Source organism: Paenibacillus dendritiformis (assembly GCF_945605565.1).
Classification (GTDB): Bacteria; Bacillota; Bacilli; order Paenibacillales; family Paenibacillaceae; genus Paenibacillus_B; species Paenibacillus_B dendritiformis_A.
This window is the reverse complement of record NZ_OX216966.1, coordinates 98,967-122,597: the sequence shown is the minus strand read 5'-3', so window position 1 is coordinate 122,597 and position 23,631 is coordinate 98,967. Positions and strand designations below refer to the sequence as shown.

The following is a 23,631-nucleotide window of genomic DNA, read 5'->3' as shown; positions in this document are numbered from 1 at the left end:
GTTCGAAAAAGCTTGAGATTTTTTTTTAGAAGCCGCAACTTTTTCGAGCAACGCGCGTTTATATACATGAAGTTTAAAAACAAAGGGATAAATTCATTAGTATTCCCTGTATTTCTCAAAAATATGCTTTACGCTAGTCGTTTGTCATTGTATAATGTCTAGAGTAGTATGAGCATTTCTATTTATTCTCATTTGTTTACTAGTTTCTGTGGCATGTCCCATGTTGCAGACTTATTTTTTGAATACAATTCGCTCTTACTCTGGGAAGGGGGTGAATCGGCGAATGAGGGAAATGAGCTATCAATCTTCTAAGCAAGATTCTCAACAAACGAAGCAATTTAGAGGAGGAGACAAAAAGGTTATGAAGAAAAGATTGGCGCTGCTGCTTTCCGTAGCTATGGCGTTCTCCATGTTCGCTAACGTAGCTTTCGGTGCCGAAGCAGCTAAGACGACACAAGAAAAATTCAACGTATTGAAAGAAGCTGGCATATTTGCCGGATTCCCAGGAACTGACGATGCAAAACTGGAGCAAAACACGACTCGCGCTGAGTTCGCGAGAGTAATTGTTAAAGCTCTCGGTTTGAAAGAAGTAGAAGGCGTCTACACCTACAAGGACAAAAACTACGGTCCTAACCACTGGGCAGCTAAATACATCGAAGCAGTTACTGCAGAAGGTTTGATGCAAGGCACAAACGCGACTAAGAAACTGTTCGGTACGAACGACAACATCACCGTTCAAGAAGCTGCTAAAGTTCTCGTTCTTGGATACAACTTCGAGATCCCAGAAAACGCAGAAAACAACGCTTCTGACTGGGCTAAGAAATACTTCCAAGCTGCAGTTGACGCAGGCCTGTTCTCCAAGGATGCAAATCCTAAAGCGAACGCAACTCGCGGTCAACTCGTAGAAGCAGTTTACGCTGCTGACGAAGCTTCGAAAGGACCTAAAGTTGAGTCCGCTAAAGTTATCGACGCAAGAAATGTTGAAGTAACTATGTCCGACAAGGAAGTAGTTAAAGTCGAACTGAAAGCAGAAGACGCTCTGAAAGCCAATGTAGAAACTGAAATCAAGTTCGAATACAAAGGCAAAGAGTACACTACGAAGGTTACTTATGTTGTAACTTCGGCTCAAAAAATCGAGTCCGTTACAGCTGAGAACCTGAAAGAAGTAGTTGTTGCGTTTGACGGCACTGTTGAGCAAAAAACAGCTGAAAACAAAAACAACTATGAAGTAAAAGACATGAATATTGAGAGCGTGACTTTGTCGTCCGACAAACGTTCCGTTACAATCTTGCTTGAAGAAAACGGTTCTGTCATGGAAAACCAAAAAGAAACAGAGCTGAAAGTCAAGAACGTACGTAACGAAGACGGTTCCAAGACGTTCAACGAAACGAAAAAGTTCACTCCAGTAGACGTGAAAACGCCAGAAATTAAAGAAGTAGTAGGTTTGGGTACAAAAGCATTCAAAATTGTATTCTCCGAGCCTGTAAAACGCGGCGATGCAGTTGCATCCAGCAACTACAAAGTTGATGGCGTAATGGTAGCTGGGAATGTTGACTACATGTATCCTAATGTAGTAATTGTGAATAAAGAATTGTCTGTTGGCGAACACAAAGTGAATATTAGCAATATTTCTGACTTCTCTGGTCTGAAGAGCATTCCAGTTGATAAAGAATTTACAATCGCCGAAGATACGACAGCTCCTGAAATCGTGTCTGCAAAAACTAATGATTTGAAAGAGCTGGAGATTGAATTTAACGAAACAGTTAAATCGATCGAGAAAGTATATCATAACGTATCCGGTAACACAGGTAAAATCACTTACAAGGATAACAAAGTGAAGGTAACCTTCACCAACCAAATGTACAACGGGGACAACACTATCTATGTTAAAGGGGTAACTGACTACAGTGGCAACAAAGCTGATCGTGAGATCAAAGTAAACCCTACACTGGATACAACTCGTCCTGAAGTTGTGAAGCTGGAAGTAAAAGAAGTTGGAAAGTTGAACAACCATCAATTGGTTATCGAATTCAACAAAAAACTGGATAAAGAATCTGCAGAAAACAGCAGAAACTACACTTTGAAAGACAGAGACGGTAAAGTCTTGAAAAACTTCTCTGGTGTAGATCCAGATGGACATCCATATGCAAAACCATCTTACAACTCTGATAATAACAAAGTGACAATCGAGTTGAACGCAAAATTGTCGAATGAAACAGACTACATTTTGGAAGTAGCAGGCGTTCGCGATAATGCTGCATTGCAAAATACAATGGCGCCATGGTCCCAAACATTTACAGCTAAACAAACGGCTAAGTCTGGTATCGTTCGTGCTTGGTTCACAGAAAGCGGTTCGGAAGAATCTCTGTATGTTCAATTCAAGAGCACAATGAAAACAGATGGTGAAGGCAGCGTATTAGCTAAGGAGAAATATCTCCTCAATGGCCAGGCTATTACTGACCATAAAATTGCTATGGTAAATGGTGATACTGTTCGCATCACAGCTAAGAGCGGTAAGCTTGGTTTCAATAAGGGTAAAGATGAAACAAATACTTTGACTGTATCCCAAGTTAAAGACTCCAATGGGGACTATGTGAAAGGCGATGTGCCAAACAACCCTTACACATTGGAATATAAAGGTACTACAAAAGAGAAGTTCTCCGATAAGATTTCTCTTGGAACAATTAAAGCAGTATCTCGTGAGGAAGTAACTGTTGAATTCAACGGCAAACTTAACTATGTAAACTTGGATGATTTCTGGGTTTCAGTTGACGGCAAAGGTAAATATGTTCCTAACAACTATGAATTGAGCAATGGTGGCACTTTGCTTACATTGAAATTCGAAGGTTCCGGATATATGCTGCCATCTGCCCTTGTCGACGCAAAATTGCATGTCGCTGAAGGTGCTAGAACTTCGGATGTTTTGGATGTACGCATTCAAGATGGTAAGTATGACATCACTAACACTGAAGTAAGACCTGAAGTGAACATCGGTTCTATGACGGTTTCTGTTACAGATGCAGTTTATACAGCAGAGGTTCGTGCAAATGCTGACATTGAACTTAATAATAAATATTCTGTTCAACAAGCTACTGCACCATTTACTGTAACAGTTAATAACACAGAAAAAACAGTAGATTTGGTTTCTGCAAACTCTGTCAATCGTGATGGCAGCACCTACTTGCAAGTTAAGTTCACATTGAAAAACAATGGGAAGCTTGAAAAAGGTGATGTTGTAGTTCTTTCCATGAGCGATGAGACTAACAAAGTTCTTGAATACTTCACGTATAAAGGCCTTGCTTTGAAGGGTTTCACAGCTCCAACAACATTTACTCCAGCTGAATAATTGTAGGCTAAAGAAAGCCCTTCGGGGCTTTCTTTTTTTATAAAACTTACAACAATGTAACCCAGTAAATCGTATCAAAAGCGAAACTTTCCACTTCCTCCTAGCGTTATACTATGTAGAGGAAATTTTTCGATATAGGAGGAAGCAGATTGAATAAGAAAAAGACGTTAGCGGCCGTACTTTCGCTGTCTTTAGCTCTAGGCACATTTGCCACCGTGTCCCCAGAAGTGCAGGCAGCTCAAAAGGCCTCCGACAAGCAAAGTCAAGCGAAAACGACGACCAAGACCCCCGCTGTGAAAACGTTGGACAAGTTGAGTTCAATTAAGCTATCAAGCAAAAGTTCCGTAAAGTTAACCAATGTCAACATGTATCGCCAAGATGAAAGCAACATTTTATCTTATACATTGACATATACGAACAATGAAGCGCGAAGCATTCCGCTTATTGATTATTGGACGAAGGTCCGCACCAAAAGCGGAACCGTTTATTCGAGTAATTTGACAGATGAAGACAAAGATAAGAAGGTCATTCCGGCTCAATCTCAGCTGAGCGTTACATATTTTGCCAAAGTGGCCAAACATTTAACTGTCCATGATTTGAATTATGACATTATTAAATGGGATTTCAGCAAATCTAATTTTGAAAATCGTCTTGGTTCGTTCCAAATTCCAAGCGGAATCACCACTTCTACCGTTGTTGGAGGAACGCGTACGATTCGCATGAATGATATTCCAATCAAGACAAGCGTCGATCGTGTTAATGTTTTTCCTTCCGATGAGTACCATTATGTGAACGTAGCTGTTAATGTAGTGAATGCCGGTGTAAAGGCTTTGGAAAATACTTCATACAAATATGCAGTAAAGACCACGAACGGCAGCACCTATATTTTAGTTCCAGACGCCACCAGCAAAGACTATAAGCTTCAACCTGGAGAAAAGAAGACATTAAACTTGATGACGGCTATTCCTAAAAGCGTAAATGTAAACAAGCTGGAACTTCAAGTCATTCAGGAACAAGCCTCAGGTAAAGAAGGTGAGGCAGGGAAAATTAATCTCGCTGTTGGGACGTTTGCGCTTCCTAAAGCAAGTGACTCAAATTCAGGTGTGCCTGCCAACAAAGATAAAGTGATTACCATTAATGATGCCAAAGTGAATACGAAAATCACGACAGGCTGGTTAAATCAAAGTTATAACCAGAACGATATTACATTAACATTTATGTTCGAGAATATGTCGAATAAACCGGTAACCTTACCAAAGTATGAATTCGAACTTCATGGCCCGAAAGGCTTCTCCACTCCGATTCCAACGAAATCGTTGGAAAACTTGACGTTGAAGCCATTGGAGAAACGGCCAATTACATTGAATGTATCCATTTCCGCAGAAAACGGTTCGGATCAACTCAAACTTCACATGAACCGTCCTGGGGATGCGGGTGAAAATAACGCAAAGGAAACAGCTTCAAATACATTTAAGTACCCAGAAGGGATTTATAATGTTCCTGAGCTGTTGTCGATGCAAAATAAAACCGGTATTGAGTATAATGTTCAACATAGTAAAGGAAACTTGGGCATTACGATTGATACACTTCAGCAACTGCCGTGGACAGATGGGAAAATTGTGTCTGCTAAAATGACAATCCGCAATAAAGAGTCAAAATCGATTCAACTGCCTGCACTGGAAGGAGTATTCAAAATCGATGCGGCGGAGAGCAGCGGAAAAACGCAAATCGTCAGCTCCAATGGTACGCTTATTATTGGTCCAAAAGAAAAAATAAATGTGTACGTGGTCACCAAGCTGCCATCGTATCTTGATTTTACGCAGATGCAAATCGGATTGCTTGAAAAAATCGGGGAAACCGACACGGCGCAGTTAATTCAATTCACGAACATTGGAAAATTGCCAGAGTTGCCAGTCGTGGAATTTAATACTTATCACAAGCTAGAAACCGAAGGCCGTAAGGCAGAGATTCTAGCCCGTCAATCCAGAGTATACAAGGGTAATTCGGATAATATCGTATATACAGATCTAGAAATGAAAAGCAAGGAAGGACGCCAAGCCACACTGTCGCAGATGGTTGGTTACTACCGAACATCCGATGGGCGTTATTATCAAGCGACGATGGTGCAGATTGATCGTCCAACCAGTCCGGAAGGCAAAAACATCGTGACCGCTTGGGCGAAATTGCCAAGCTCGGTCAACACGAAAGATATGCAGCTTGTGTTGGGCGAAGGCATTAAAGAAAACAAATTGACGGCACCGAAGGAAGAGTCTGACGGTTATATTAACGCGGTAGCGATGAATTTGGAAATCGGTCAACCATCCCTTAAACGCTACTTCGATAATTTGGACTTCTTCCCGTACACGTTAACCATTTCTGAGTTTTATGCAACCATCAACAACTCCTCGATGCAATTTGACTTTAAGTATGAGTTGAAGAAGGATGAGCAGTACGATATGGGCGAATACGGCCACAAGGTTATCGTGGAGATTACGGATGCAAGCAACCGCAAATTTGAGAAGGAAATAGAAATCGATAAAGACGGCGGATTAAAAGTTGGGAAGAACCTGAGTTATACAGCTAGCTTCTCAGATGCCCTCTTTGAGAGAATTCAAAACGGAGGGTATCAGGTTTCCATCTACGATTCATTCCAGGGCGAGAAAGTCATGCTTGCCAGCTACGGTAGCGCCTATAACCTCAAAAACGCGCGAACCGCAGATTAATTGGTTGTTCCGTTTACTAACCCCCTCATCATAAGAGGGGGTTTTTGGCAAGCAGAACAACATTTCCTGCGGGTGGTTCAGCTCATCATGAGCATAATAGGTACAACGATACCTGAAGGAGGAATCATTCCGTGGCGAGAAAAAAGCTGGTTCCTGACAGTAAAAATGCACTTTATCAAATGAAGTATGAGATAGCTGCTGAATTCGGCTTGCCTGTGTCTCATCAAGGCGCGTACTTGGGGATGGATACGGAATTTGCATCTGAACTGGGCAGCATGCCCGCCCAACCGGCGGCCCACCGCGATGATTGGGGGCATCTGACTTCCCGTGATGCAGGTTCCGTTGGCGGCGAAATTACGAAGCGTCTCGTTACCCATGCCTTGCGGCAAAAATAGGAAGAAGAACTTTTTGTTCATTCATTGACAGGACCCGACAAATGCAGTATTATGATTTTTCGAAGGCTGGTATAACAACCTTTTCCATTAAGGAAAAGGTTCGTTTTTTGTTTAGGCTGCTCAAAAGGGAGCCATATTAAGGGTTAGGAGGTCGAGTCCTATGTCATTGAAAGGACGCCATCTGTTTACATCCGAGTCCGTAACCGAAGGACATCCGGATAAAATATGCGACCAGATTTCCGATGCGGTGTTGGACGCCTTTTTGGCTAATGATCCGAACGCTCGGGTTGCATGCGAAGTATCCGTTGCGACGGGATTGGTACTTGTAATCGGTGAAATCAGCACCAAGGCTGACTATGTGGATATTCCATCCATTGTCCGGAATACCATTAAGGAAATCGGATATACACGTGCCAAGTATGGCTTCGATTATAATACGTGTGCCGTGTTGACCTCGCTCAATGAGCAATCCCCTGATATCGCCCAAGGGGTGAATGCAGCGATTGAAACTCGTAACGAAAGCGAAATGCAGCAAGAGACAGCCAATATCGGAGCGGGAGACCAAGGCTTGATGTTCGGCTTCGCTTCCAATGAGACACCGGAATTAATGCCACTGCCGATTGCACTGTCCCACCGGATTGCACGTCGTCTGTCCGAGGTACGCAAAGATGGAACACTGCCTTACCTTCGTCCTGATGGTAAAACACAAGTGACGATTGAATATATGGATGGCAAGCCAGTTCGTGTTGATACGATTGTCGTCTCGACGCAGCATGCGGAAGAAGCGACGCTGGAACAAATCCAGAAAGATATTCGTGAACAGGTACTTGCGCCTGTCGTGCCGGCTGAGTGGCTGGATGAGAATACAAAATACTTTATTAACCCGACAGGACGCTTTGTTATTGGCGGTCCTCAAGGCGATGCCGGATTGACCGGACGTAAAATCATCGTCGATACGTACGGCGGCTATGCCCGCCATGGCGGCGGTGCATTTTCCGGGAAGGATCCAACCAAGGTTGACCGTTCTGCAGCGTATGCGGCCCGCTATGTGGCTAAAAACATCGTAGCGGCTGGTTTGGCCGATAAATGTGAGATCCAACTTGCATACGCTATCGGCGTAGCAAATCCGGTATCGATTAGCGTAGATACGTACGGGACGGGCAAAGTAAGTGAAGAAAAGCTCGTTGAACTTATTAAAAATAACTTCGATTTGCGTCCAGCCGGAATTATCAACATGCTGGACCTGCGCCGTCCGATTTATAAGCAAACGGCTGCATACGGCCACTTCGGACGTACGGATGTCGATCTTCCGTGGGAACGCACCGATAAAGCCGATGCGCTTCGTGAGCAAGCCGGGGCATAATGAATTTGAGAACCTTCTTCTGCCATATAGGGCGGAGGAAGGTTTTTTGTATTTTGATAACTTTTACCTAGTCCTAAAAAAAATCGCCTTTCTGACCGACAAATAAAGTACAACTGTCTTTCGGAAGGAAAGGAGCAAACAGCAATGAAGAGATGGCTCTCAGCCTTACTTGCCATCGTGATACTAATAAGTGGAGCGATAGGATGGGGACCCGGGATCGTGCGAGCGGATACAATCAATCCGACTACGGCCAGCAGTCTGGCTGTAGCTGAAGTTACGGTCTCGCCGGCACCGAATGAACGGAACGTCCCGTTGAAGTCAGAGATCAGCATTAGCTTCCCACAGCCCACGACCATGGTAAGCGGGCATATCGTGGTCATGAAGGAGGGAGGCGTACCGCAATATTTTAATAAAGATGGAAGCTCGGGGATGGGCAAGGTCGTATCAAGCGATTCGTTAACCTTCAAATTACAAAATGGACCTGCTTTTGAATTGGGAGCTACCTATCAGGTTACGATAGATGCGGCCTTTGAGGACAATGCTACTCGTCAACCTCTCCCTGTAGGAAAGAGTTGGTCTTTTACGGTCAAATCCGCTCCAGGTGTTGAGGCTGTATTTCCGCATCAAAGCAAAGAGGAAAGCGTAACTCCAACTCTAAGAATTGCCTTCAAACAACCGGTAAAAGCTGGTGCAGGGACGGTTCAGGTTTACACTTATAATAACACGCCTGTAAGGACATTAAAGTCCACTGATTTTGTGTTAGACACTAATAGAATGATAGCTACCTATTCATTTACGGACAATAATAAACTGGACGCTGGCACTGCCTACTATGTTAAATTTGTCAATAATCCATTTACGGATGACGAGGATATTGCAGTAGCGGGGTATTCGGACCCAGCATCATGGTTTTTCGAGACCAAACGCGGTGTAGACACATCCCCGCCCCAACTGGTAAAGAAGGTTCCGGAGGGAAATGGCGTATCCGAGAGTACCCGTTTGGAACTGACATTTGATAAGCCGGTATATCAAGGCAGCGGCGAGATTTTGATTAAATCGTCAGATGGAACAGTTAAGGACAGAATCCCGGTGACGACTTTGACAGGCGGAGGCACAAATACGATTCAATCAAGTTCGCTGAAGAATCTGGCTAAGAATCAAAAATATATCGTCGAAATTCCGGACGGGGCTTTCCGCAATGCAGACGGTTACTTCATAACGAAGCAATCATGGGAATTCCAGACGGTTGTCGTCGATACGTCGGCTCCGGTTATTTCATCCTACGATCCATCGCGCAATAGTGTTGGCGTAGCGACGTCGAAGGAGCTTATCGCTACATTCAACAAGCCGATTGTGTATAGCGGCAACGGCGTGGAACTGATCCGCCAAGGTTCATCGGTGAAAGAAACGATAGAAGTTACGGTAAGAGGCGATAGAGATCTTCGCATTGTCCCTAAAAACAAGCTCCAGGACAATACCGTCTATACGGTGAATATTGCACGTGGAGCGGTAAAGGATCGATCGGGAAATGAGTTCCAAGGAATCACAAATGTATGGACCTTCTCGACCGGTTTGACGGATCGCAATCCGCCAGCTATCGAAGACATTAAGATGTACAACAGCTCGGTCATACAGATTCGTTATAATAAGGGACTTGATTCGAGCGTTAATCCACCTGCCAGTGAATTTACCGTTACGGTGAACAATCAGGATCGCCGGGTGGACAGTGCCTATACGTCAGGCAACTATGTATATGTTAGGTTGGAAAGCGGCGTGTCTGTCGGGCAGGATGTCCGTATCAGTTATGCCGGACGGTTCCGTCTTGTACGAGATACATCCGGCAATGTGGCTGCAGCCTTCAGCGCCCGCAATGTAGAGAATAAAGTGAGCTCGACTCTATACAATGTAAGAGAAAGCTATATTTACAATGATAGATTAACCATTGTTCTTAACGAGTCGATTAAAAGCGTGTCTACGTACGCATACAGCCAGTTCACCGTCACGTTCAATGGTTCTACCGTCGGCGTAGATAAAATTACAAACAGCGGGTCGTACATCTACCTCACGCTGAATCGATATGCTTCGGATGGCGATGTAATTAAGGTTAGCTACACTCCGGGGAGCTACCCTATAGAGGATACGGGCGGAGGACAGATTCCGGCCTTCGAAGGTGTCTTTGTGCGCAACAGCCACGATCGGCAGCCGCCTCAATTAACGGAAACGGGCGTTACCGGCAATCGGGTGACGTTGACCTACAATAAAGCGCTAGACAAAAATTCGATTCCGTTAGTGAGCCATTTCTCAGTCCTTGTGAATGAGAAGGCACGGTATGTGACCAAGGTTGAGATTAAGGAAAACCAGGTGTTCCTGACACTGCAATCGGCTGTGCTCAAGACCGATATCGTTACGGTGTCCTATGTAAGAGGATATCCGCAATTGAGGGACTTGAACGGGAATTACGCCGTGAACCTGAATCTTATCTCTGTCGGAAATACGACGGACAGCGACACGCCAGTCGTGCAATCGGCGAATTGGACCTCGCCTTCGATCGTATTGACGTTCAACAAAACGCTGGAGAGCATGCAGTTCTCCTCTAACGGACCATTCTATGTCCGTGCAGGCAGCCAACTGGTGTCGGTCAGACAGGTGAATGTCAGCGGGACGAAGGTGACCATCGAGCTGTTGAATCCGCCGGCGAAGGCGGACGAACTGACCGTGACTTATAACGGAGGCGGAACGAGAGCCATCCGATCGACATCGGGCGTGGAGATTAAGACATTCAGCAATATGAACGTGACGGTGAGCCTGGAGGACTTGGCAGGGGCCAATTTCGTCAAGCTGGCGAAGGATACGTCCTTCATCGACTCCATGTTCGTGCTCGTAGATGATGCGGCACAGAAATCGTCGGATCGCGCCACTAGCGGGCAAGTGGTCAACCGCTATACGTTGGATGCGAACAAGCTGAAGACGGCATTTCAATTCGTGGCGACCTCGGGCGGCGCGGATAAGCAGCTGATGTATGAAGTGCCATCGGGAGAGACAGCGGCACGGGTGTCCATTCCGTTGAGCGCGTTCGATTCCGCCTATATCGCGAAGGAGCCGGTACTGTTCGCCATCAAGTATGGGAACACGATGTACGGCATCACGATTAGCCGCGACACGATTATTCAGATCGTGCAGAGCTTGAAAGGTTCGATCTCGAACTCTTACTTGTTAATCGAGATCGAGCCGGCTCAATCGCAGCAGACCAACATCGTGAACGCATTGAGCCGGGTACAGGCGACCGCGTTGGTGCAGGCGCATCAGTTTACGATCTACGGCTATTCCGGCAGCCAGGTCAGCGGACTGACCGAGTTGAAGATGGAAGCCGTCATTAAAATAAGAACGATGGATACGGTTACGGCCAATCGGACCGCGATTGTCGAGTATCAGACGAGCAACAGCCAACTGGCCTATCTTCCGACGAAGCTGTACCGCTCCGGTACGGTCACGGTTGGCGTAACCAAGGTGAAGAAGAGCGTACTTGCCGTGTTTACGATTGGCAACAAAGTCTTTGTCGATGTGACGAGCCATTGGGCTAACAATGATATGACGGCGATGTCGGCGAAGATGATAATGGAAGGACGCAGCAGCACGAAGTTCGAGCCGAACAAGCCGATTACGCGGGAGGAATTCGCTGTTGCCATCTCGCGGGCTCTCGGATTGGAACCGAATGCGGAAGCGGCCAAACGCTTCCCGGATGTGAGCAATTCTACGATCAACGGCGCCTATATCGGTGCAGCGATAAAAGCAGGCATTATCAGCGGGTTCCCGGACGGCACCTTCAAGCCGAACGACAGCATCACCCGGGAGCAGCTGACACAGATGATGGTGCGGGCGTCGGAGGCTTCCGGACATGTTCTGCCTAGGGCGACAACGACAGTGCTGAGCGTATTCAAAGACAGCAAGCAGATTACTCGACTCGGAGCTCCAACCGTGGCTCAGGCCGTGCAATCGGGTCTGATTCAAGGCGTGAAGCGGGACAGATTCGATCCGAAAGGTTCCGCAACGAGAGCGCAAGCAGCTGTCCTGCTGCGCCGGTTGTTGCTTTCTATCGATCATATTACGATCAGCTTCTAAACTTTACTGTAATTCAAAGCCCCATCCTTTGTCGGGGAACAGAGGATGGGGCTTTTTGTCGTTATATGTCCCGGGAAATATAGGATATTTGGTTACAGAAACGCAACTTTTAGTAGAATAGAGTCGTCTAATTGTAATAGTTGTATGTTCAAAAAGGCCGGTTTTCAGCACCGAGAAGGTTGCAAGAACTCGAAGAAGGAGCAGCGCAGTGTAGGCTAGACTACATGAGCAGTGGACTTCGAGAGTGAATGTAAGATTCGATGCCGAGGGTGACATCCAGAATTGCGTCGTGATCAAAAGCGGCTTTTTGAACTTCCTCTAATAGAGTTTATAGGTAGTGGCTTCGTAGTTGTTAACTTACATACTAGCAAGGAAATGGGAGAGTAGAAACATGAAAAGAATCGAAGCATCCGATGGGCGGATGCCGAAGCGGCACGCGGGTGTCCGGGTAGCCGTTGTATTGGTGTTGTCGGGAGCGTTGTTGATGCAGCCGGCAGCCGGCTGGGGTTGGGGAACTCCGGCGGTCGTTGAAGCGAGCGGATCCGTTCAGTCGCTCAAGAAGTTGAGCGAGGAGATTATCACCTCGGGGGCGAAGCTCGTAACCTATCAATATACGACGGTTCGCAACAGCAAGACGTATACGACCATTCTCAATATCATTGAGGCGGATCTGAAAAATCCGTATATCAAGCTCGATGTCATGACGGGCCAGAACGGCCAGACGGCGGTGGGCCAGACGGTAACGCGGATGACGAAGGAAACCGGCGCTGTGGCGGGCGTGAACGGAGACTATTGGATGATGAGCTCGGATCGCGTGCCTATGGGCGCCTCGATTGATGATGGGGTTCTGATCACGAGCCCTGCGGAGCTGAAGGGCATGTATGCCTTCGCGGTCAAGCAGGACGGCACGCCGACCATTGATCAATACCGGTTCGATGGCAGCATCCAGCTGCCGGATGGACAGACGTTCCCTCTCTCGGGAATTAACAAGATGAAATATAATAAGGAGCCAGGCGGCGAGCACAGCCATATCAACGCGCTGTATATTTATACGAGCGCATGGAAGGGAACGGTCCGTCCGAATGATAGCTCGACGACCCCGACCGAGGCGCTGGTCCGGAACGGCGTGGTGGAACAAATATCGGAATCGGGCGCGCTGCCGATAGAGGTTCCGGAGGATGGCTATATTTTACGCGGACACGGTACGGCGGCGCAGTTCATGCGGAACAATCTGCAGGTCGGGGCGAGCGTGGAGGCGAATTATCATCTTATCGCGCAGAGCAATGGCCAGTCGGTTGATCCTTCCTCCTTCCAGATGATGATAAGCGGGCATACGTTGCTCGTCGACAATGGCAAGACGGTCAGCTTCACCCGCGATACGAGCGGAATCAGCGGCAGCTCGGCAACGGCGAGAACGGCAATCGGCTACTCGAAGGACGGGCGCTACGCTTACCTCGTAACGGCGCAATCGAACAGTGTCAGCTCGGGATTGACGTTGAAGGAATTCCAGCAAGCCTTGGCAGAGGCCGGCATATGGCGTGCGGTCAACCTCGACGGGGGCGGATCGACGACGATGGCCAACCGGCCGCTGGGCGAGACGGATACGAAGCTGACCTTCGAGACGAAGGAAGGCGGCACGAATATCCGCTCGGTCGTCAACGGAATCGGCGTGTATACGACAGCTCCGAAGGGTGAAGTCAAGGGCATGACCTTGGCCGGAGACAAGACGCTGTTCATCGGCCAGCAAGCAACCTTTAGCTTGAAGGGATATGACCAGTATTACAATCCAGTTGATGCCTCGACCGCTGATATTAAGTGGAGCTCCAGCAATGACAAGCTGAAATGGAACGGCTCCGCCTTCACGGCGATGAAGTCCGGAACCGCAGAGGTAATCGCGACGTCCGGCGGGGCGAAGACCACGCAGAAGGTACAGGTTATCGGGGCGGATCAACTCGATGACATTCGCATTGCCGCTTCTTCGGCGCCTCTGGTCGCCGGCACGAAGGCTACGCTGCCGGTCAAAGTGACGCTGCAGGATGGCAGTACCGCCACGCTGCCAACCAGTTCTGTTGAATGGGAGCTGCGTGGATTCAAGGGGACGGTAACCGACGGTGTTCTTCAAGTCGATTCCGTGCCAGAGGGCGGAAAGATCGGGTATGCCATTGCGAGCTATGATGGCGTGCGGACGATGATTCCGCTCACTCCGGGAGCGGAGAAGAAGCTGGAAGACTTCAATGCGGTCAACTACCCGGTATCGTTCTCCGGCTTGCCGAAGAACGCGACAACGGGCAAGGTGACGGTGGGAGGCGGATTTGGCGGCCGCTCTGCCAATGACAAGGTACTGAAGCTGTCCTATGACATGACGTCCGGAACCGGGGACAAGTTCGCTTATGCCGAACTGAACGGCAGCAACGGCATCGCTTTGCCGGCCGGAACGAGCGGAATGAAGCTGGATGTCTATGGAGATAACAGCTTCAACAATTTGCGTATGGAGATTCATGACGGCTCCAAGGCGCACTATATCAGTGTTGTGGAATCGGTCAACTGGGAAGGCTGGAAGACGGTAGAGGCCGACTTGGCCGCTCTGAATCTATCATCGGGAGCGAAGCTGAAGCGTATTTACTTATATAATCCAAAAGAGGATCAGGACGAGCGCGTGCCGCAGGGGACGGTTGCGATAGACAACCTTATCGTCAAGCTTCCGGCTGGAACGGATGCCGTCTTGAACCGCCCTACGATGGAATTGACGGTAGGCAGCAAGACGGCCCAACTGAACGGAGAGAAGCAGCAGTTGGATGTCGCTCCATTGGTCTTGAATAACGTCACTTACGTGCCGGTGCGGACAATCATTGATGCATTCGGCGGAGATACCGACTGGGATGCGAAGACGAAGCGGGTAACTGCGCTGCGCGGCAATTCGATGATCGATATGATCGTGGGAGAGAAGTCTATTACTTTGAATGGGAAGAGAAGTAAGTCTGATGTCGCTCCGATTGTCCGCCAAGGTCGTACTTTAGTCCCTCTGCGATTGGTGTCGGAACAATTAGGCCTAACTGTAAAATGGGAGAAAAAAACGAAGTCCATTACTATCCGTTAATATGGTATGATAAAGGATGAATATCCAATTCATCCTCTAAAGTCAAGGAGACGGAGCGTTAGTGGACAATCAGGTCGGAAACATTGATCGCGTGATTAAGAACGCCATCAAAGTCATGGAAGAAAGCAAATATCAAATATTTGAAATATTGGATTCCTCCCGGAATGAAGCCGTCACGATGAGCCATGAGCTTCAGGAAGTGTTGAATCAGACGGCGGAAATTTGCGATAAAGTGGACGAGCTGGAACGGAAATATCGTCTGGCTCGTTTGCGTTTGACCGAGGTAAGCCGTGACTTTGTCCGCTACACGGAAGAGGATATTAAGCTAGCTTATGAGAAAGCAACGCAGTTGCAGCTGGAACTGATGATATACCGTGAGAAGGAAGGCTACCTGAAGACCCGCAGGGACGATCTGCAGAAGCGGCTGCGCGCCGTGGAAGGATCGATTGAACGTGCGGAGACGATTGGCTCCCAGATGAGCGTGGCGCTGGAATATCTGTCCGGAGATCTGGGACAAGTGACCCGCATTCTGGAATCGGCGAAGAATCGCCAGCTTCTCGGCCTGAAGATTATTCTGGCCCAGGAAGAGGAGCGCAAGCGAATCGCCCGGGAGATACATGACGGTCCTGCTCAGTCACTGGCCAATCTAGTGCTGAGGACGGAAATTGTAGAAAGAATGATAACGAAGCAGGATTTTCAGTCGGTGAAGAACGAAATAGTAGATTTACGATCGCAAGTGCGATTCGGTCTGGAGGAAATCCGGAAGATTATATACAATTTGCGGCCGATGGCCCTCGATGATTTGGGGCTGGTGCCGACATTGCGCAAGTTCATTCATGATTATGAGGAGAAGAACCGGATTCGAACCTCCTTCGAGATTCGGGGTCATGAGCGCCGGTTGAAGTCGGCGATGGAGGCGGCCATCTACAGGCTGGTACAGGAGGCATTCACCAATGCGGCCAAGCATGGGCATCCGACGAACGTGACCTGTGAATTGACCTATGAGCCGGAGGAGGTGCGGGTTGTCGTCCGGGATAACGGGTTCGGCTTCAAGCTGGATTCCCTGGAGGTCAAGTCGAAGGAACATATGCATTTCGGTCTGCTGGGGATGAAGGAGCGTGTCGAACTGCTCGAAGGCCACATGGAGATCTATTCCGCCGAGAATCGCGGCACGCGAATCGTGATACAAATTCCGACAAATGTGGAGAAGAGAGAGGAGTAAATCTATGGAGCATCGAACACAGGAAAAGCCTAGCATCAAAGTACTCCTTGCTGACGATCATCAGCTTTTTCGCGAAGGGTTGAAGCGGATCTTGAACATGGAGGACGATCTGGAAGTCATCGGGGAATGCGGCGATGGGATTCAGGTTGTGGAATTCTGCAACAAGGAAGTTCCAGACGTTGTCCTGATGGACATCAATATGCCGGTGGAGAACGGCGTCGTTGCAACTGAGCGTCTTCGCGATATTTTCCCGGATGTCAAAGTCATCATTCTATCCATTCATGACGACGAGAGCTATGTATTCGAGACGCTGCGCAAGGGCGCATCCGGGTACCTGCTCAAGGATATGGAAGCCGAGTCGCTGATCAACGCGATCCGTTCGGTTGTCAGCGGCTATGCGTTCATTCATCCGAAGGTGACGGGCAAGCTGATTCAACAGCTGCGGCGAATGACGATTCTGGATGGGCATGGCGTCGTGAGCAATCAATCCTCCCATGATTCGGGCGTGCGCTTCGTGGCAGCGGAAGACAACCCGCTTACTCGCCGTGAGGCGGAAGTGCTCCGTCTGATGGCGGAAGGCAAGAGCAACAAGATGATTGGCGAATACTTGTTCATCAGCGAGAAGACAGTCAAGAACCATGTCAGCAGTATTCTGCAAAAAATGGAGGTTGACGATCGCACGCAAGCGGTCATTAACTCCATTAAAAACGGCTGGGTCACTTTGTAATCGTTGGGGTAATCCATAGAGAGGACGCATTTTCCAAGCGAAGCTTCTCGGCACAGAGGCCGAGAAGGCTTGCCGGGCGCTGGATGTGCGTCCTTTTGTCATGTCGTTACAGATTCACGATTCTTGTCCGTCACCCTGCCATCTCCTTCGGCATACATTGTTACAAAGGGAGGTGGCCGCATGATCGCGATGCTATGTTGGATTATCGGGTGCTATGGGATAGCGGTGGCGGCCGTTCATCTCGCGCATGGGTGGCAGAAGCTGGTGCGGGGCTCTCGTCCTGCGCCGTGGATGCATGTTGTCATCGTCAGCGAGAATGATGAACGCCACATCGAATGGATGGTACGGGCCTTTGGTTTCTATACTTGGTTAAGAGGGCGTCAGCTGCATATGACACTGCTGGACTGCAAATCGACGGATGCAACGCTGGCAATCGCAGAGCGTGCGGTCCGGGGAGCGGGAATAAGCTGGAATGCGGATGTCGTATCGCCTGAGGAAGTGGAGCGGGTATTGGATGAGCTGGAGTCGAACCAGCCGGCCGGAGCAGCTTTTGTCGTGGTCCGCTTGAATCGGGCGGAGGACCTGCGCAAGGTCCCTTTTATGTCTGGAAGCGCTATCTAAGCAAGTCGTGTACTGCAAATGGTTCGGTACAATCAGGAAGAATTGGGCCCGGATAGAGGCAATGTGTTGAATTGACTTCACTTTGCTGGCGTTCGAATCCAGTCCGGGTCATTTTTTCATTCATCAAATATTTTGATTACTATAAAATGGATATGTTTTGTAGTATACTTAGTTGTGTTGTTTACTATGAAGGCCATATTGTGGAGGATGCTTCTGTGAGCCTGTTGCCGCAGGCTTGCGTACATGGAGGCATCTTTTTCTGTTCTATGAGAGTGATAAGACAGCGGTATTCGGATAGAAGAATACATTTTTAGAGGCGGTTCCTTGCAGTTTGCTACTATTACAAGTATAATAGCTAGAACGTCTGACTAAATATCCAAATTAGTTCTGGGGTTCTGATAGTGAGAAAAGAGTAATGAATTCACGCTGGCAATTGGCTTTATGACGGCATCTAAGAGACTTTTTGTAAAGTGGCGAAATATTTATCTAGCAAATGATTTATTACATTAACAGCTTAAGACAGGGTATGGTGAACGATGAATATACTGAAAATTTACATAACAGACCTTCGCAACATTATTAAAAATCCGGCTGCAATCATTGTCATTTTAGCGGTAGTTATTCTGCCTTCCTTATATGCCTGGTTCAATATTCTTCCGTCCTGGGATCCGTACGCCAATACGAAGGATGTCGCCGTGGCCGTTGTGAATTTGGATAAGGGCGCCGAAGTCCAGGATAAAACCATCGATGTCGGCGGGAAGGTCATCGAATCGTTGAAGGAGAACGATAAATTAGGCTGGCGGTTCGTGGATAAAGAGGATGCGATGGAAGGTGTCAACCACGGGGATTATTATGCGGCCATCGTCATTCCGGAGGATTTCTCCGAGAAAATCACCTCGGTCATATCGAGTCATCCCGAGAAGGCGGAATTGGATTATTATATCAATGAAAAAGTAAATGCCATCGCGCCAAAGGTGACATCAGCCGGGGCGACGGGGGTAACGTCAACGATCCGCAGCAATTTCGTGAAAGAGGCAAACGGCGCCATCTTTGAAATTTTCAACGAGATTGGCGTGGAACTGGAAGGGAACAAGCCTTCGATTTTGAAAATGAAGGATAATCTTTTCAAACTGGAAGAGAATATTCCTGAAATTGAAAGCATGATTCGGAAAGGTCAGGTTGATTTAATAAAAGCGGACGACATTATCAAAAAAGCGGAAACCGCCCTGTCTTTAATCAAGGATTTCGAAAAAGAGAAAAAAGATGCGGTTGATTCCGATGTGGAACGGTTCCTGGATAAGGGAGATGAAACCTTTGAGAAGACCATTCCGGTCGTCAAAAAGGATCTTCAGGCCCTGCAAAACACGATGTCCGAAATGTCGGCGATGACCGATGCGATTAATTCCAATCTTGATCTTCGCGTCGTGGAACAGGAGCTGCGCAAAAAAAGCGATGAAGTGAATGCGGGAATATGGTCATTGCAGAAGCTTATCACCAGAATAGAGGGCGTCAATCATTCCCTTACCGCTGGCGGGGTCATGAATGACATGATTTCCTCGCTCTATGATATGAAAAACAAATTGGAAGATTTGAATAACCAATTGGAGAAAGCTCGCCGCATCGTTGCGGACAAGAAAGAGCTTGCTGTGGATAAGCTGAAGGAAATTCAGCGAACGGCAATCAAAATCAATGAGTTGATTGGACAGTTCCGAACGGATTTGGATAATCGCATCGTTCCCGCGCTGACGAAGGCACTGGATAATGTGGAGCAGGCCGGCAAGCGATACCGGGAGCAATTAACCCATGTGCAAGACCTGATCAAAAAGGCGAAGGATCAGCTTGCGCAGGCAGATGGCAGCGCCATTGCCGACAAATGGAAGGAGATTGCGGCCTCACTATCCGAAGCAGCAAGCCAACTCCAAAACAGCTTGGGGTCGCTCGATAAACTGATTGAGAAAGTAGAAGAGATCTCCAAATTAACGGGTACAGATTATCAATGGCTCATTGACATGTTGAATAACATGAAAACGAACGCGGGAAGCTTGCAAGAGCTGCTGGATAAAATCAATAAAGAACTTGAAAACAACAATGTGCCGGAGCTTGTGAGCAGTTTGATAGGGAAGTTTTTGGACAAAGCGGAGATTATGGCCGGCCAGTTGGCTGACAGCTATGACAATGTCATTGCTCCCGGATTCAAATCGAACCGCAGCAATATCGAGAAGCTTATTAACGAGGCACGCGAAAAATCAGGCAAATTGCAGGATGCCGCCATATCCGTCGTAAAGTTAACGGATAAATTGTTGGCCAAAGATTTTAATAAAGTAGAAGATCAGCTTCGAAATGCGGCTGCGCGCACGAAGGATGGCCAACATGCGATAAGCAAGTTAATCGATGTTGCGGAAAACATGAAAAGATCCGTAGATGACGGCGCGATTGAGGATGTGATTACGAAGCTTCGGAACATAGAGAGCCGAATGGAAGATGTATCGAATGCGTTAATTCGGGCCAGCGATTTTGCCAGCGATGCGAATAAACCAACGAAGGATACACTTACTCAGATTAGCTCCGTGACGAAGGATGCGGCTGCCTCCATCGATGATGCGGTTGAGACGATTGATAAGGATGTCGTCCCTGCTTTCCACCGTTCGATGGAAAAATCGAGAGAAGGATTGGAGTTCGTCCGAAAAATTGAAAACGAACTGTTCGCGGCGATTCCGAAAATCGAATCGGCCTTGGACGAGGTGAAGGACAAAGTTCGCTTGGGTGAGACGGAATTAGACAAAGTGAACGGAGAGTTCCCGGAACTTAGCAGAAAGGTAAGGGATATTGCCGCCAAAATTCGTTCTTTTGAAGAAACGGGCGATTTGGATGAAGTCATCAAGCTGCTGACAGGTGATGCGGAGCAAGAAAGTGATTTCTTCGCGGAGCCTGTGCTGCTGAATGAGCATGAACTGTTCCCGATCCCTAACTACGGTTCGGCGATGTCGCCGTTCTTCACCACGCTGGCGCTATGGGTCGGCGGACTGCTCCTGATTTCGATGCTGATTGTCGATATTGAGAATAAGCATGAGTACAAGAGCTATGAGGCTTATTTCGGCCGGCTGCTTACGTTTGTCACGTTAGGTGTCGGGCAGGCGACGATTGTCACGTTGGGCGATATGTTTCTTTTGAAAACCTATGTTCTTCATAAATTTTGGTTTGTCCTGTTTGGGATTTACATCAGTATTATATTCGTTACGATTGTATACACGCTTGTGTCCGTCTTCGGGAATGTCGGGAAAGCATTATCCATCGTGCTACTCGTATTCCAGCTGGCGAGCTCCGGCGGGACATTTCCGATTCAGATGACACCGGCCTTCTTCCAGAAGCTGCATCCATTTTTACCGTTCACCCATGCCATCACGATTATGAGGGAAGCGGTCGGGGGAATCCTGTGGCCTGTCGTCACGAAGCATATGTTAATCCTGCTCATCTATATCGGGATTGCGTTCGTGCTGGGTGTCGGCTTGAAAAAGACGATTAATAAATCAAGCGATAAATTTTTGCAAAAGGCGAAGAAGAGCAAGCTGCTGTAAGTATTTCCAAATTAGGGTTGTCAATTGCCGCTTCATCGTATACAATCTAGGTAAATCATTGAATTTAGGCGTTGAGCATGAAGCACATGCCATCCCGTGATAACGGGTGGGGTGTGCTTTTTTGTTGTCTGTTGATGCTTGCCAGGATGAGACCACTTCAACAGTACATGACGGCGCCGTGGAATTAAGGAAGGAGAGGGAACGGGTGCAAGTAAGAGTTTACGCCGTAAGAACGGAGAGCGGATGGCATACGGGGATGACGTTGGACTGGCGTGTGGATGCAGGCTATTGGCTGTCGGAGGATGGAGGGAAGCGAAGAGGGATGAAGCTGGTTGTGCTTCAGCCTGCCCTGCCGATATTTATCGGGTTGGCGATGCTGGAGGACTTCGTCGAGTGCGAGGAGATGGACCAATGGGGGAAGCGGGGATGGACGAAGTACTACCGTGATGCGCTGCATAGCTACCGGGAACTGCTGTACCTGTTCACCGATTCCGATCGTCATGGGGAGGAGGAATGGTTCACGGTGATGATATTGGAAGCCCCGGATGCAGAGCCAAATGCGCAGTCTGTGAAGGAAGGACGGCAGGAAGCGTATCGGGTAGCGGAAAGCGCGGCAGTGTATCGGCTCGAAGAGAAAGTTACCCGGCGGGCGCCCGCTCTTGAGCGACTGCCTGAAGCGGGTGGCGTGCTCCGCGCGTCGCTGCAAGCGGATGCATGGCAGCTGGCTGAAGCGCTGCAGGGCAGGCTCGTCTCGGACGAAGAGCTTGTATCGCTTATGGAAGATAAGGATTGGCATGGTTGGATTCCGCTCAGGCACACGTTTATTCAGTTGGGATGTCTCCATGGCTGGCTGGAAGTGCGAGCGGGCATTATGCCGGTGGAGGAAGAGGGCAAGCGCTGGGCAAGCAAGGCGATGTCCCGTTGGCGAACAGCTTCTGCCGTGTACCGGTGCAACCGCTGTGGCAGCACGGAGGAGATGACGGTGTCTGCCTGCGCTTCCTGCGGCAGTATGGAATGCCGGACTTGCACGCATTGTCTGAATCTGGGACGCATCCGATCCTGCTCGCTGATCGTAGCAGGATCTTCCTCCCGCCCGCCGGCGGCAGCGTCCGGGAGTGCGGCCCGAGAAGAAGATCTCGGACCGCGTCTCGCGAAATGGGGACTGGCTCCGGCCCAAGAGGCCGCCAGTACGGATGCGCTGCGGTATATCGCTTCGGTGAGGCGGGACATAGATGGCGGACGTTCTCTCGATTGGGGACAAGCTGTGACGGGCACATTCCTGCTCTGGGCCGTGACCGGCGCGGGGAAGACGGAGATGATATTTCCGCTGATCGAGGATGCGCTCCTGCATGGCGGCCGGGCGCTGGTGGCGACGCCGCGGCGGGATGTGGTGCTGGAGCTGAAGCCGCGGATTGAGAAGGCTTTCCCGGACGAACGGGTCGTAACGCTGTATGGCGGAAGCCCCGAGCGTTGGGGAGAGGGCAGAATTACGCTGGCGACGACCCATCAATTGCTGCGGTTCGACCGGGCATTCGATCTCGTTATTATTGATGAACTGGATGCGTTTCCTTATCATAATGATCCGATGCTCCATCGCGCGGCAGAGCGAGTTTGTCGCCGAGGGGGCGTTTTTGTGTTTCTGTCGGCCACACCGCCGGAAGCGATGCAGCGTCAGGTACGGCGCGGGATGCTGCGGCATGCACGGGTGCCGGTGCGGTATCATCGGCATCCGCTGCCGGTTCCGGCACGGGTCGCGATGCCGGCCGTCGCGTCGTGTCTTGCGCGCGGGTCGCTCCCTGGAGCACTGCTTCGCCGTATGGCGGAATCGGTCGGCCGGGGAGCGCAGGTATTCATCTTCATCACCCGCATCCGGCAGGTGGAAGGTGTCGTGCGGCTGCTGCAGCGGCAATTCCCGGAGATTCGGGTGGAGGGGACCTCCGCGGCGGATGCGCAGCGCGGAGATCGGGTGCTCCGCTTCCGGGAGCGGGACATTCGGATGCTGGTTACGACGACGATATTGGAGCGAGGCGTCACGGTGCCGAAAAGCGACGTGTACATTCTCGATGCGGATGATAAGCTGTTCGATGAAGCATCGCTTGTCCAGATGGCGGGCCGGGCCGGCCGATCGAAGGATGATCCGGCGGGCAAGGTCGTCTTCGGTTCCCGGCAATGGAATCGGGCACAGCGCAGGGCGGTGCGGCAGATTCGCGAGATGAACCGGCTGGCGAGACGGCGCGGTTATTTGCTGCCCGCTTATAGTGGAAGGAGATGGCGAAGTGGCTGAACCGGCAGCGCAGGGGCATTGGCTTGAGCGGAGGCTCCAGCGGTTGTTGCGGCCGCAGGCACTTCTGTGTAATGTATGCGGCCAGGCGCTGGGTGCGTCAGCGGACGCCTTTTATAAGGAGATAAGAGAAACAGCGTTAACTGTTAAACTGTGCGGCAG

The 23,631-nt window shown here is 49.0% G+C and carries 11 protein-coding genes; all 11 read left to right on the top strand.

Annotation, left to right across the window (positions count from 1 at the left end):
• Nucleotides 1-292 precede the first annotated feature (292 nt).
• Nucleotides 293-3,346 (top strand): S-layer homology domain-containing protein, encoded by a 3,054-nt coding sequence (locus NNL35_RS00470; RefSeq protein ID WP_254552826.1) that lies wholly within the window; start codon nucleotides 293-295, stop codon nucleotides 3,344-3,346.
• 149 nt (nucleotides 3,347-3,495) lie between these two features.
• On the top strand, nucleotides 3,496-6,069 hold the full coding sequence (locus NNL35_RS00465; protein ID WP_006674807.1) for a hypothetical protein: 2,574 nt from the start codon (nucleotides 3,496-3,498) through the stop codon (nucleotides 6,067-6,069).
• Nucleotides 6,070-6,200: 131 nt separating this feature from the next.
• A complete protein-coding gene (locus tag NNL35_RS00460; protein ID WP_006674806.1) occupies nucleotides 6,201-6,464 on the top strand; it encodes an alpha/beta-type small acid-soluble spore protein in 264 nt (87 codons plus the stop codon).
• Between the two features lie 160 nt (nucleotides 6,465-6,624).
• Complete coding sequence (gene metK, locus NNL35_RS00455) at nucleotides 6,625-7,827, top strand: methionine adenosyltransferase (RefSeq protein ID WP_040729594.1); 1,203 nt, start codon at nucleotides 6,625-6,627, stop codon at nucleotides 7,825-7,827.
• Between the two features lie 144 nt (nucleotides 7,828-7,971).
• Nucleotides 7,972-11,946, top strand: a complete 3,975-nt coding sequence (locus NNL35_RS00450) for an Ig-like domain-containing protein (RefSeq protein WP_040729592.1) — start codon at nucleotides 7,972-7,974, stop codon at nucleotides 11,944-11,946.
• 391 nt (nucleotides 11,947-12,337) lie between these two features.
• Complete coding sequence (locus NNL35_RS00445) at nucleotides 12,338-15,043, top strand: stalk domain-containing protein (RefSeq protein WP_006674803.1); 2,706 nt, start codon at nucleotides 12,338-12,340, stop codon at nucleotides 15,041-15,043.
• Between the two features lie 61 nt (nucleotides 15,044-15,104).
• On the top strand, nucleotides 15,105-16,265 hold the full coding sequence (locus tag NNL35_RS00440; protein ID WP_006674802.1) for a sensor histidine kinase: 1,161 nt from the start codon (nucleotides 15,105-15,107) through the stop codon (nucleotides 16,263-16,265).
• A gap of 4 nt (nucleotides 16,266-16,269) precedes the next feature.
• The gene (locus NNL35_RS00435) at nucleotides 16,270-16,992 is read left to right on the top strand and encodes a response regulator (protein ID WP_006674801.1); all 723 of its coding nucleotides are present in this window, start codon (nucleotides 16,270-16,272) and stop codon (nucleotides 16,990-16,992) included.
• 180 nt (nucleotides 16,993-17,172) lie between these two features.
• Nucleotides 17,173-17,613 (top strand): hypothetical protein, encoded by a 441-nt coding sequence (locus tag NNL35_RS00430; protein WP_006674800.1) that lies wholly within the window; start codon nucleotides 17,173-17,175, stop codon nucleotides 17,611-17,613.
• A 536-nt stretch (nucleotides 17,614-18,149) separates the two neighbouring features.
• Nucleotides 18,150-21,188 (top strand): YhgE/Pip domain-containing protein, encoded by a 3,039-nt coding sequence (locus tag NNL35_RS00425; protein WP_006674799.1) that lies wholly within the window; start codon nucleotides 18,150-18,152, stop codon nucleotides 21,186-21,188.
• Between the two features lie 205 nt (nucleotides 21,189-21,393).
• Nucleotides 21,394-23,472, top strand: coding sequence for an ATP-dependent helicase ComFA (locus NNL35_RS00420; protein WP_006674798.1), 2,079 nt, complete (start codon nucleotides 21,394-21,396; stop codon nucleotides 23,470-23,472).
• The last annotated feature ends 159 nt before the right edge of the window (nucleotides 23,473-23,631 follow it).